General features: G+C 56.8%; 12 protein-coding genes. 5 read left to right on the plus strand and 7 right to left on the minus strand.

The annotated features are described in order from the left end of the window. Positions 1 to 8: 8 nt before the first annotated feature. On the minus strand, positions 9 to 995 hold the full coding sequence (locus BUA85_RS06995; RefSeq protein ID WP_072900104.1) for a 2-hydroxyacid dehydrogenase: 987 nt from the start codon (positions 993 to 995) through the stop codon (positions 9 to 11). A 116-nt stretch (positions 996 to 1111) separates the two neighbouring features. On the opposite strand from BUA85_RS06995, the gene BUA85_RS07000 reads away from it, so the two are divergent. Then, positions 1112 to 1648: an SH3 domain-containing protein gene (locus BUA85_RS07000; RefSeq protein WP_110559052.1), complete on the plus strand. Its 537-nt coding sequence runs from the start codon at positions 1112 to 1114 to the stop codon at positions 1646 to 1648. A gap of 50 nt (positions 1649 to 1698) precedes the next feature. Here BUA85_RS07000 and BUA85_RS07005 read toward each other — a convergent pair whose 3' ends face one another. From BUA85_RS07005 to BUA85_RS07025, 5 genes are all read right to left on the minus strand, one after another. Next, entirely contained in the window at positions 1699 to 3726 is a 2028-nt protein-coding gene (locus BUA85_RS07005) for a M3 family metallopeptidase (protein ID WP_072900106.1), read from the minus strand. Positions 3727 to 3777: 51 nt separating this feature from the next. Continuing rightward, positions 3778 to 4824 carry a HesA/MoeB/ThiF family protein gene (locus BUA85_RS07010; protein WP_072900107.1) on the minus strand — a complete coding sequence of 349 codons (1047 nt, stop codon included), beginning with the start codon at positions 4822 to 4824 and terminating at the stop codon, positions 3778 to 3780. Beyond that, positions 4821 to 5294, minus strand: coding sequence for a dUTP diphosphatase (gene dut / locus BUA85_RS07015; protein WP_072900108.1), 474 nt, complete (start codon positions 5292 to 5294; stop codon positions 4821 to 4823). The genes BUA85_RS07010 and dut overlap by 4 nt, the downstream gene beginning before the upstream one ends. Next, positions 5291 to 6493 (minus strand): bifunctional phosphopantothenoylcysteine decarboxylase/phosphopantothenate--cysteine ligase CoaBC, encoded by a 1203-nt coding sequence (coaBC, locus tag BUA85_RS07020; RefSeq protein WP_072900462.1) that lies wholly within the window; start codon positions 6491 to 6493, stop codon positions 5291 to 5293. Before coaBC ends, dut begins: the two co-directional genes overlap by 4 nt. A gap of 63 nt (positions 6494 to 6556) precedes the next feature. Further along, entirely contained in the window at positions 6557 to 7435 is an 879-nt protein-coding gene (locus BUA85_RS07025) for an RNA polymerase factor sigma-32 (RefSeq protein WP_072900109.1), read from the minus strand. A gap of 92 nt (positions 7436 to 7527) precedes the next feature. Here BUA85_RS07025 and cobU point away from each other — a divergent pair, with 92 nt between their 5' ends. The 4 genes from cobU to BUA85_RS07045 are packed head-to-tail and all read left to right on the plus strand — an operon-like array spanning position 7528 to position 10946. Next, complete coding sequence (gene cobU / locus BUA85_RS07030; protein ID WP_072900110.1) at positions 7528 to 8055, plus strand: bifunctional adenosylcobinamide kinase/adenosylcobinamide-phosphate guanylyltransferase; 528 nt, start codon at positions 7528 to 7530, stop codon at positions 8053 to 8055. Next, positions 8052 to 8630, plus strand: a complete 579-nt coding sequence (locus BUA85_RS07035) for a histidine phosphatase family protein (protein WP_072900111.1) — start codon at positions 8052 to 8054, stop codon at positions 8628 to 8630. Before cobU ends, BUA85_RS07035 begins: the two co-directional genes overlap by 4 nt. A gap of 58 nt (positions 8631 to 8688) precedes the next feature. Then, positions 8689 to 9378 carry a glutathione S-transferase gene (locus tag BUA85_RS07040; protein ID WP_072900112.1) on the plus strand — a complete coding sequence of 230 codons (690 nt, stop codon included), beginning with the start codon at positions 8689 to 8691 and terminating at the stop codon, positions 9376 to 9378. 56 nt (positions 9379 to 9434) lie between these two features. Then, complete coding sequence (locus BUA85_RS07045; RefSeq protein ID WP_072900113.1) at positions 9435 to 10946, plus strand: YifB family Mg chelatase-like AAA ATPase; 1512 nt, start codon at positions 9435 to 9437, stop codon at positions 10944 to 10946. Here BUA85_RS07045 and gshB read toward each other — a convergent pair. Then, on the minus strand, positions 10943 to 11884 hold the full coding sequence (gshB, locus tag BUA85_RS07050; protein ID WP_072900114.1) for a glutathione synthase: 942 nt from the start codon (positions 11882 to 11884) through the stop codon (positions 10943 to 10945). The two genes, BUA85_RS07045 and gshB, sit on opposite strands and share 4 nt — an antisense overlap. Between the last annotated feature and the right edge of the window lie 17 nt (positions 11885 to 11901).

The raw sequence follows: 11901 nt of genomic DNA on the forward strand, positions 1-11901 counted from the left end.
GCTACGGATCAAAGCATCGAGGGCACGACCAAATCCGGCGGGCGGTGGCCATCGGCAAAGGTCTTAATATTGATCAGAACCTTTTCGCCCATCTCAATACGTCCTTCGACAGTCGCTGACCCCATATGCGGCAGCAGGATCACATTTGGGAGCGCCTTCAAACGTGGATTGATTTCATTCCCTCGTTCGAACACGTCCAAACCCGCCCCCGCAATTTCGCCAGCACGGATCATGCGGGTCAAAGCGTTTTCGTCAATCACTTCACCGCGGGATGTGTTCACAATAACCGCGGTGGGTTTCAGAAGGCGCAAACGGCGGGCATTCATCAGATGAAAAGTCGACGGCGTATGCGGGCAATTGATCGACAGCACATCAATGCGCGCCACCATTTGATCGAGGCTTTCCCAATAGGTTGCCTCCAAATCCTCCTCGACCTCAGGCCGAAGCCGCCGCCTATTGTGATAATGCACTTGCATCCCGAAGGCAGAAGCCCGACGCGCAACGGCCTGCCCGATCCGACCCATGCCAAGAATGCCAAGACGGCGCCCTTTGATCCGACCGCCAAGCATGGCCGTTGGCGCCCAACCGCCCCAATCATCTGACTGCGCGATCCGAAACCCTTCTGCCAATCGGCGCGTGACGCCAAGGATCAGCCCCATGGTCATATCGGCCGTATCATCCGTCATCACATCGGGCGTGTTAGAGACGTGAATGCCACGTTGCCGGGCCGTCGCCACATCAATGTTGTCGACACCGGCACCGTAGTTGGCGATCAGCTTCAAACGATCACCCGCCCGAGCCAGCAGAGCGGCGTTAAGTTGATCGGTAATCGTAGGCACCAAGACATCCGCATTGGCCATCGCCTCTGCCAACTCATCCGTGGTCATCGGCGTGTCATCTTCGCGCAATGTCACGTCAAAGAGTTCTGACATCCGCATCTCGACCTCACTCGGCAACCGTCGCGTGACAACAACACTTAGCTTTCTGCTTGGCATTCTTCCCCTCTCGTCGCTTCCCAAGGTGCGCGTTTCCTGTCAGGTTGCCCGCATATGACGCGGGGCACAAGAACCCACGCGCGACAAAATTGAGCGGCAGAAGGATCAGGGCATCCATGAGGGCAAATTGGAGACGATTGCTTTGGCTTGGCGTGGCTATGTGCTTGGCCCATGCGGTATCAGCTCAAGAGGTGTCCCAAGCCAGCAATGCACCTGCACCGGCGCCAGCTTTAGGGCCTGAAACCAATCTACCTCTCCCCCGCTACGTGTCTTTGAAAGCCAACGAAAGCAACGTCCGCCGTGGTCCATCACTCAGCCATCGGATCGATTGGGTGTTTCAACGCAAATCCATGCCGCTTCAAGTGGTTGCAGAATACGGCCACTGGCGCCGCGTGATCGATCGCGACGGGTTGGGAGGCTGGGTGCATTACACCATGCTGTCTGGCGTCCGTACGGTAATTATCGAAGAACAGATTGGCTTGCTGCGGCGGCCTGAAACTGAAGCGCTAGAGACTGCAATTCTCGAAGCAGGCGTGATTGCCCGTCTTGGCGAATGCGACACCGACTGGTGCCGCCTGACGGCTGGAGGCTACCGCGGCTGGGCGCAAAAGGCCCAGCTTTGGGGTGTGCTCCCTGACGAGGTCAGGGAATAAAGATCGGCCCGGCCCTTCGGGGAGAGTTTTTTGGCCAAGATGAAAGAGCCTTAGGCCGCTTTGTCTAACCCTCTTCCCTTCAAGAGAGCATCGACGCCTGGAAGGCGACCACGGAAGGCTGCATAGAGTTCTTTGGCATCGACGGAGCCGCCGGATGACAAAACGGTGTCTTCCAGTTTCTTCGCCAAACCAGCGTCGAATGGATCGCCCACCTCTTCAAACGCAGCAAAGGCGTCTGCGTCCATCACCTCTGACCACATGTAGCTGTAGTATCCGCTGGAATAACCGTCGCCTGCAAAGACATGGGCAAAATGGGGCGTCGCGTGGCGCATACGGATTGCGTGGGGCATTCCGATTTCTTCCAGTACCTCAGCCTGTTTTTGCATTGGATCGGCGGGGGCTGGCCCGTCGTGGAACGCCAAATCGACGAGCGCAGAGGCGACGTATTCCACCGTTTGGAACCCCATGTCATAGGTCGCCGCCGCCAACATCCGGTCGAGCATATCTTTCGGCATCGGTTGGCCGGTTTCCGCATGTGTCGCAAATTCGGCGAGCACTTCCGGGACTTCTAACCAATGTTCATAAAGCTGGCTTGGAAGTTCCACAAAATCGCGGGCGACAGAGGTGCCGGAGATGCTTTCGTAGGTTACATTCGACAGCATCTGGTGCAGAGCGTGGCCAAATTCGTGGAACAAGGTCCGGGCGTCGTCGTAGGACAGGAGCGCAGGTTCGCCTTCTGGTGGTTTGGCGAAGTTACAGACGTTGACCACATGGGGTTGAATGTCACCCGCAAGCCGTTGCTGCGCACGCATCGCCATACACCATGCGCCGGACCGTTTCGAAGCCCGCGCGAAGTAGTCCCCGATAAAGACCGCGACATGAGCACCGTCGCGCGTGACGTTCCAAATACGGACGTCATTGTGGTAGCTGGTCTCGTCCAGCGGCACGAATTCAAGGCCGAAGAGGCGGTTTGCGCAGGCAAATGACGCCTCGATCATGCGGTCGAGTTGCAGGTAGGGTTTTAGTTCTGCCTCATCGAGGTCGTGTTCAGCCTTGCGCCGCAGTTCGGAATAGTAGCGCCAATCCCAGGCCTCCAACGGCCCCTCGTACCCATCGTTATGAAGCATGGCTTCCAACACGTCTGCATCTGCCTCCGCGCTGGACTTTGCCGGCGCCCAGACTTGCATCAACAGATCACGAACAGCGTCGGGCGTCCCCGCCATCTCGGTTTCGAGTTTGTAGTCAGAAAAGGTGTCATACCCCAACAACTGCGCCCGTTCCTCACGCAATTTCAACGTCTCCGCTGCAATCCCGCGATTGTCGGTCTTGCCGCCATTTGCTCCCCGCGCAGCCCACGCCTCATACGCCTTTTGCCGCAGGTCCCGCCGAGGCGAGAATTGCAGGAACGGCACAATCAACGACCGCGAGAGCGTCACAACAGGGCCATCCGCTTCCTTTTCTGCACCCACGGCTCGGGCAGAAGCGATGACGAAATCAGGCAAGCCTTCTAAGCCGGCCTCAGCCAAAGGCATGAACCAATCGCGTTCATCCGCCAAAAGGTTCTGGGTAAACTCGGTTCCCAGCACAGAAAGACGCGATTTCACCTCGCGCAAACGGTCTGATTTCTCGCCTTCCAACTGAGCGCCTTGGCGCACAAATCCACGTCGCGACAACATCAGAACCCTTTGCTGTTCATCGGTCAGGTCAAGCGCGTTGCGCTGTTGCCAAAGGGTATCGATCCGTTGGAACAGATCTTTGTTCTCAGACACTTCCGATCCGAAAGCGCTGAGCTTCGGTGCAAACTCCCGCTGCAGTTCTTCGCGCTTTGGATTGCTGTCTGCACCCGCGACACCATAAAACACACCAAAGATTCTGCCCAAATCGACCTCGGCCAATTCCAGCGCTTCAATTGTGTTTTCAAAAGTGGGCGGCTCGGGATTTTCACCGATCGCTTTGATCTTGGCGCGTGCTTCGTCCAATGCTTGATCCACTGCGGGGGCAAAATGATCGTCCTCGATCAAATTAAACGGCGGCAGGCCAAAGGGCGTGTCCCAATCTTGCAAAAGCGGGTTGGTCATGTCGGATCTCCTTTGTTTAGGAGCTAGTGTCAAAACGGCGGATTTGCCAGCCTAGCGCGCGCCTTTTCCATCACAAATGGGACAGTCCGCGCGCGGCTTAAGCGCGATCGTGCGCACATCTGCGTAAAGCGCGTCGTAAATCATCATCCGCCCACGCAATGTGTCGCCCGCGCCGGTGATCGCCTTGACGGCCTCAACCGCCATCATCGATCCAATCACACCTGGAAGTGGGCCGATTACGCCGGCCTCTGCGCAAGACGGGACAAGGCTGGGATCAGGGGCGGTTGGGAAGACACAGGCGTAGCAAGGTCCACCTTTCGATGGATCATAGAGGCTGATCTGCCCTTCCCATTGGGTCAGGGCGGCAGCGATCAGCGGCTTTTCCAGTTTCACCGCAGTTTCATTCACCAAATATCGCGTGGAGAAATTATCGCAGCCATCAAGGATTAGGTCATATTCTGAAAAAAGTTCCTCTGCGATCTCCGCATTTAGTCGCCGATGATAGGTTTTAACATCTACAAAAGGGTTTTGCGCGACAATGGCGTCGGCGGCCGATTGCACCTTTGGATCGCCAATCCGCTGATCCGCATGAATAACCTGCCGCTGCAAGTTGGCGTTTTCTACCGTGTCGTCGTCGATCACACCAATCGTGCCAACGCCAGCCGCTCCGAGGTATTGAAGCGCAGGCGCGCCCAATCCGCCCGCCCCGATGACCAACACCTTAGCATTACGCAGGGCCTTCTGCCCCGGCCCGCCGATTTCGCGCAGGACGATGTGGCGCGCGTAGCGATCAAGTTCGGTTTCAGAAAAACTGTCGCTTCGGACTGGAGGTTCAGGTGCGGGTTGCGCCTTTTCCTTGATCATCTGAAACAGCATCCGATAGCCGAAGGCAATCGCTGCAAATCCCAGAAGGAGGCCCCACAACCGAGCATCCCCGCCGGTATTTTCACGCAAAGGATGGCCGTCGGGTAAAATGATCTGCACCGCTATGACCGCGACAAGAAGCAAACCAATCATCGTCCAACGCGCTTGCCGCGGGGTTCCCATGGCCATGCCGATGCCCCAGAGCGTCGCCGCCATTGCTGCGACCATAATCATGCGTCGGTGCCCGTTGATCCGAATCCGCCGCGTCCACGATCTGTCGAATTGAGTTTATCTACCAAGATGAAAGAGCTTTGAATCGCAGGGGCAACGACCATTTGCGCAATTCGCATTCCGTGTGTGATTTCAAACGGGTCTGAGCCGAGGTTGATCAAGATAATGCCCACCGAACCGCGATAATCGCTGTCTATGGTGCCAGGCGCGTTCACGAGGGCGACGCCGTTTTTGAGAGCCAGGCCGGAGCGGGGACGGATTTGAACCTCAAAGCCTTCGGGGATCGCCATGCTGAGGCCCGTCGGAATCAGCGCCCGTTCACCAGCGGCGATGGTCTTACCCGCCCCTCGATCCTCTACGCGAAAATTCGCGCGGATGTCAGCACCTGCGGCCCCCGCGGTTTCATAACTAGGAAGGGCAAGTGTTGGGTCCGCCCACTCTTCCCAGCAAAGCTCGATCAGTGGCGAGTTCATTCAGTGGCACCAAGGTGGTCAACAATCGCATGGGCCAAACGGGTCGCAACCTGATCTTTTGTCATGCGCGGCCAGACGTCAGCGCCGCTGTTATGGATCAGCGTCACAGCATTCTCTGACCCGCCCATGATACCCGTTTCAGGAGACACATCATTGGCAAGAATCCAGTCACACGCTTTGCGTTTTCGCTTGGAGGTGGCGTTTTCAATGACATCATCTGTTTCCGCAGCAAAACCGATAACCAATTCAGGGCGGTTTTTCTTCAGCTGAGACACAATCGCAAGAATGTCAGGGTTTTCTGCGAGCTCAATCGACGGCAGACCCTTCCCATCCTTCTTGATTTTGCTGTCGCCTGCGTTGGCAACGTGCCAATCGGCGACTGCTGCGGCAAAGATTGCAACATCGGCTGGCAGCGCATCTTCCACCGCCGCCAACATCTCAGACGCGGTCTGAACTGGCACAACGTTCACACCGCTTGGTACTGGGTGGCTCGCTGGGCCGGTTACAAATGTCACATCGGCCCCAAGCGACATCAAAGCCCGCGCGATTGCGGTGCCTTGTGCGCCAGACGAGCGGTTCGCAATATAGCGCACTGGGTCAATGGGTTCATGGGTTGGGCCAGAGGTCACGATGGCGCACCGCCCTTTCAAAGGACCGTCGCCCAAAGCAGCCTCTGCTGCCGCAACAATCTCCAGCGGTTCGGCCATACGCCCGGGGCCATATTCACCGCAGGCCATATCGCCTTCTTTCGGGCCAACCGCCAAAATCTCATCACTTTGCAATGTGGCTAAGTTTCTTTGTGTCGCCGCATGGGTCCACATCCGGACGTTCATCGAAGGCGCAATTAAGACGCGCTTATCGGTTGCTAGTAAGACCGTGGAAGCCAAATCATTTGCGCCGCCATTGGCCATCTTGGACATCAGATCCGCAGTTGCAGGGGCCACAACAATCAAATCCGCAGCGCGTGATAGCTCGATATGCCCCATCTCGGCCTCATCAGTGAGGTTGAAAAGGTCTTCAAACACTTTCTCGCCGGTCAAAGCAGATACGCTCAGAGGTGTCACAAATTCCGAACCGGCTTTCGTCAGAACAGCGGTAACTTTCGTTCCGCGCTCACGAAATTTCCGGATCAAATCCAACGACTTGTAGGCAGCGATACCACCGCCAATGATCAAAAGGATATGTTTGTTCGCCAGCATCGGCTTCTCCTGCATATGCGGGCCGACACTAGGCGAACTTAGGGTAGATTGACAATCCGTCGCTTAGGCGAAGAACGCGTGAACCTCAGAGCTTTCTGCTTCAAGTTTTTTGCGCATCTTGCCGAAGGCTGCAGCTTCGAGCTGACGCACACGCTCTTTCGACAGCCCTAGTTCAACACCGAGGCTTTCAAGCGTACGAGGGTCTTCGCGCAGCTTGCGTTCGCTAACAATGAAACGCTCGCGCTCATTCAACGACGCCAAAGCGGACAATAACCATTGGCGCAGCGTGTCCTGATCGTGGTTGTTCTCCACGGTCTCTGCTGCCTGCGGACCATCATCCTCTAGCGCATCGATCCACTCGCGACCTTCATCTTCTGTCGATTGAGTCGCGTTGAGCGAGAAATCGGAGCCTGAAAGGCGGCCTTCCATCATCTCCACATCGTGGATCGGCACACCGACTTCGGTCGCGATCAATTCGTGCATCACATGACGCTCAAGCACTTTGCCTTCGGCTGCGGCTTCGCGTTCCAAACGGGCTTGCACACGGCGCATATTGAAGAAAAGGGATTTCTGGCTGCTGGTTGATCCGGTGCGCACCATAGACCAGTTGCGCATCACATAATCTTGGATGGATGCTTTGATCCACCACACCGCATAGGTCGAAAAACGCACGCCACGGTCGGGGTCAAATTTGTCAGCCGCCTTCATCAACCCGACGGAGGCTTCTTGAATTAGGTCATTCATCGGCGCGCCGTAGCGCTTGAATTTAGCCGCCATAGAGATGGCAAGTCGCATGTAAGCGTTGATCAGACGATGCAGCGCCTGTTCATCTTTGTGATCGCGCCAAGCGTAGGCCAAAGCCAATTCTGTCTCAGCGTCAAGCAACTCCGCTTTCATCGCGGTGCGGGATAACGTCTGATCATTAAACCCGTCGAATGCCATTCTTCTCTCCCTTGTGCATTGTCTCACCCTTTCTGGGTGGTTACTGATGTGGTTACGTCACCAATCGGGCATTGGATCAAAAAAGATTTGCGATGGCATTGCACAAACTCACATTCGTTCTAGGCGGCGCGGCTTCCGGAAAATCGGCTTTGGCCGAACAGATCTCCGACGCGACAGGTAAGCCGAAGGTCTATATAGCCACCGCGCAGGCGTTTGATGACGAGATGAGGCAGAAGATCGCGGCGCATCAGGTGTCGCGGGGCGACAGTTGGCTTACTGTCGAAGAACCTTTTGATTTGGTCGGGGTTTTGGAACGCCAGAGCGCCGAAAGTGTGGTTTTGGTTGATTGTCTGACCCTGTGGCTGACCAATATCTTGCTTGCCGACCATGACTTGGATGCAGAGTTTGGCCGTCTGATTCAGGCGTTAGACGGCCGCGGTTGCGAGTTGGTTCTTGTGTCGAACGAAGTGGGTCAAGGGATCGTGCCTGACAACGCGCTGTCTCGAAAATTCCTCGCCGCGCAGGGTCGGCTCAACCAAAAGGTCGCGGCGTCGGCTGACACGGTGATCGCGGTCATGGCTGGCCTGACAATCGCGTTGAAGGGGGAGATGCCGCTATGACCCATTTTTGGTGGGTCAGACACGGGCCGACGCATCAAAAGAACTTTGTCGGCTGGCGTGATGTACCTGCGGATTTGTCCGATGCGGATTTGATAGGGCGTGTAAGTGATTACCTGCCTCAAGATGCTGTCGTCATCTCTTCTGATCTGTCCCGCGCCATCACAACCGCTGACGTCATCCAAGACCGTCGCGAGCGGTTGCCGCATGATCCGCGCCTGCGGGAGTTTAATTTCGGCGCTTGGGACGGATTGAAATTCGATGAGGTTGCAAAGCGGGATCCGGAGCTGAGCCGCGCCTTTTGGGAAAAACCGGGCGACCTTTCAGCGCCCGATGGTGAAAGCTGGAATGACGTTTCAAGCCGCGTCAACACGGCAGTCGACCATTTGATCCAAACTCAATCAGCAACCCACATCGTTGCCGTCGCCCACATCGGTGTCATCATGACCCAAATTCAAAAGGTCGTCGGCGACGATCCCTACAAAGCGATGAGTTTTGAGATCGACAATTTCTCTGTCACGGATTTGCGCTATTCCGATGGTCAATGGTTCCGAGGTGAAATCAATCACCTCCCTTGATACCTGATGTCACGAAAGGTCGTTTGGCGATCCGCCCGTAGCCGCATAGGCTATTTCCATGACCTACGAACTCTATATCGGCGACCGGTCATTTTCGAGCTGGTCCTACCGCGGCTGGCTGATGCTGGAAAAGTTTGACCTGCCTTACACCACCAAACTTGTGGGCCTTTACGCTGGCACTATGGCCGACGAAATGACCCATCTTGCACCTGCAAAAACCGTTCCGGCCATGGTCACACCAGAAGGTCATGTTTTGACCGACAGCTTAGCGATGGGCGAAACATTGGCAGAGCGCCACCCTGACGCCGGGCTTTGGCCGGCGGACCCAGCCGCCCGTGCCCTCGCCCGCTCGATCACGGCTGAGATACACAGCAGTTTCATGCCTTTGCGCGACGCCTGCCCGAACATGATCTACTGCACATGGGACGGATTTGAACCCAGCGAAGCAGTCTTGCAGGACATCAAGCGGATCGAAGAGCTATGGGCGCTCGCTCGCAGCCGTCATGGCACAGACGGCCCGTGGCTCTACGGCGCGTATTCCTTGGCGGACGTTTTTTACGCTCCCGTCGCGTTTCGAATGACAACCTACAAGCTGCCCATCTCTGAGGCGTCTCAAGTTTACGTAAACGCTCACCTTGCTGATCCTGCCTTCGCCATCTGGAAAGCAGAAGCAGACAAAGAATCCTATGACCCATTTCCCTATGACTTGGGCTTGACGCGTCAACCTTGGCCGTCGAGCGCGGGTTAACACTTCGTTCACTATGATCGCAGTACCCATTCTTAACAATTTAAGGATGGTTCACTTTGGTCGCTCACGCCTACACGGTCGCATTTGAAGGGATAGAAGCACGTCTCGTCGAAGTGCAATGCGCCGTCTCACCTGGCCTGCCGGCCTTCAACCTTGTCGGCCTACCCGACAAAGCCGTGTCAGAAGCCAAAGAACGCGTGCGCGCGGCCCTGACGGCGATGCATATCGCCTTGCCGCCAAAACGGATCACGCTGAACCTCTCCCCCGCCGACTTGCCAAAAGAAGGATCGCACTTCGATCTGCCCATCGCCTTGGCCCTGCTGGCCGCATTGAATGTCATCCCTGCAGAGGACGTCGCAGCCACAGTCGCGCTCGGCGAGCTGTCTCTCGATGGCAGCCTCGTCTCCGTCATCAGCGCCCTACCCGCCGCCATGGCTGCGGCACAGGAAGACCGATCACTGATGTGCCCCCAAGGATGCGGAGCAGAGGCCGCCTGGGTCGACGCCGTCAATGTCCTCGCCCCAGACAGTTTGCTGCAGGCGGTCCAACACTTCACAGGCCAATCCATCCTCACCTCTGCGCAGCCCGGAACGGTCAAGCACACCAACGGTCATCGTGACATGGCAGAGGTCAAAGGTCAGGAACGCGCAAAACGCGCGATTGAGATCGCGGCGGCCGGACGCCATCACATGATGATGATCGGCACGCCCGGGTCCGGCAAATCCATGCTCGCTGCACGCATTCCAGGCATCTTGCCCGATCTGACGCCAGCCGAGGCGCTGGAAACATCGATGCTCCATTCCCTCTCCGGTCTGCTGGACGAAGGCGGCATAAACCGCACCCGACCCTTTCAAGACCCGCACCACACTGCCTCTATGGCCGCCATCGTCGGCGGCGGACGAGGCGCAAAACCCGGGCAAATCTCACTCGCTCACAACGGTGTCTTGTTCATGGACAAACTCCCCGAATTCCCCCGCACCGTGCTAGATACCCTACGCCAACCCATTGAAACCGGCGAAGTCGTTGTCGCCCGCGCCAACGCCCATGTGCGCTACCCCTGCCGGTTCATGCTCATCGCCGCGGCCAACCCCTGCAAATGCGGCTATTTCACCGACCCTGCGCGTGCCTGCGCTCGCGTGCCAATGTGCGGTGACGACTATTTAGGTCGTATTTCTGGCCCGCTGATGGATCGCTTTGATTTACGCGTGGACGTACCACCCGTCGCATTCACCGATCTCGACCTGCCCGCCGATGGCGAAAGTTCTGACCAAATCGCGCGCCGCGTGGCAGACGCACGCGCGCGGCAATCGAAACGCTATCATGCGATTGATGCGATCAGGGTGAACGCAGATGCCGAAGGCACCATTTTGGAAGAGCACGCAACACCGGATACCGAGGGCCGCACGCTCCTCACCCAAGCAGCCGAGAGGTTTGGGCTAACCGCACGCGGGTACCACCGAGTGCTACGTGTGGCGCGAACGATTGCCGATCTGGATGCCTCGGAAACTGTCCGAAAACCCCATATCGCGGAAGCCATCAGCTTTCGCGTCCCGTCAACTGAATCCTAGGCCCGACGCGCCTCAATCGCCTGCCAAATCTTTTCAGCCACGTTGGTGCCGTCAAACCGCTCCAACTCCTGAATGCCAGTGGGCGAGGTGACGTTGATTTCCGTCAACCAATCTCCGATGACATCGATACCGACAAAAATCTGACCCTTTTCGCGCAACAAAGGCCCGATGGCCGCGCAAATCTCGCGATCCCGCTCAGTCAGCTCGACCTTTTCTGGCCGTCCACCCACATGCATGTTTGAGCGCGTCTCGCCCGCTGCGGGTACACGGTTGATGGCACCAACCGGCTCCCCATCGATTAGGATCACCCGCTTATCGCCCTTGCTCACGTCAGGCAGGAACTTTTGCATGATCAATGGCTCGCGATTGATCCCACTGAACAACTCATGCAGCGACGCTAGGTTGCTGTCAGACTGCGACAGCTTAAAGACGCCAGCGCCGCCATTGCCATAAAGCGGTTTCAAAATCACATCGCCGTGGTCTTCACGGAAGGTCTTCAGCGTCTCCAAATCACGCGCAATCATCGTCGGAGGCGTCAACTCTTGGAAGGACAGCACAAGCAGTTTTTCAGGATAGTTCCGCACCCAAAACGGATCATTCACAACGAGCGTCTCTGGATGGATCATGTCCAACAGATGCGTCGTAGTGATGTAGCTCATGTCGAACGGTGGATCCTGCCGCAGCCACACTACATCCCAATCACTCAGATCAACCTCTTGCTCGGCGCCGAGCTCAAAATGATCCCCCTCAACGCGCCGCACAGTAAGCGGCCAACCGCGCGCCAAAACATGCCCATCACGATAGCTCAGCTTATCAGGTGTGTAGTAAAACAGCTCATGCCCGCGCGCCTGCGCCTCCTCCACGATACGGAAACTGCTGTCTGCATTGATATCTATTGGGCCGATCGGGTCCATCTGAATGGCGACTTTCAGAGACATTGGCACACCCCACTGTT

The sequence above is a fragment of the Cognatiyoonia sediminum genome, from assembly GCF_900129845.1.
Classification (GTDB): Bacteria; Pseudomonadota; Alphaproteobacteria; order Rhodobacterales; family Rhodobacteraceae; genus Cognatiyoonia; species Cognatiyoonia sediminum.

Coding starts and splice junctions, on each gene's coding strand:
- BUA85_RS07035 (WP_072900111.1), top strand. CDS start 8,052: ATGACCCATTTTTGGTGGGTCAGACACGGGCCGACGCATCAAAAGAAC.
- BUA85_RS07010 (WP_072900107.1), bottom strand. CDS start 4,824: ATGATTATGGTCGCAGCAATGGCGGCGACGCTCTGGGGCATCGGCATG.
- gshB (WP_072900114.1), bottom strand. CDS start 11,884: ATGTCTCTGAAAGTCGCCATTCAGATGGACCCGATCGGCCCAATAGAT.
- dut (WP_072900108.1), bottom strand. CDS start 5,294: ATGAACTCGCCACTGATCGAGCTTTGCTGGGAAGAGTGGGCGGACCCA.
- coaBC (WP_072900462.1), bottom strand. CDS start 6,493: ATGCTGGCGAACAAACATATCCTTTTGATCATTGGCGGTGGTATCGCT.
- BUA85_RS07005 (WP_072900106.1), bottom strand. CDS start 3,726: ATGACCAACCCGCTTTTGCAAGATTGGGACACGCCCTTTGGCCTGCCG.
- BUA85_RS07000 (WP_110559052.1), top strand. CDS start 1,112: ATGAGGGCAAATTGGAGACGATTGCTTTGGCTTGGCGTGGCTATGTGC.
- BUA85_RS07040 (WP_072900112.1), top strand. CDS start 8,689: ATGACCTACGAACTCTATATCGGCGACCGGTCATTTTCGAGCTGGTCC.
- BUA85_RS07025 (WP_072900109.1), bottom strand. CDS start 7,435: ATGGCATTCGACGGGTTTAATGATCAGACGTTATCCCGCACCGCGATG.
- cobU (WP_072900110.1), top strand. CDS start 7,528: ATGGCATTGCACAAACTCACATTCGTTCTAGGCGGCGCGGCTTCCGGA.
- BUA85_RS06995 (WP_072900104.1), bottom strand. CDS start 995: ATGCCAAGCAGAAAGCTAAGTGTTGTTGTCACGCGACGGTTGCCGAGT.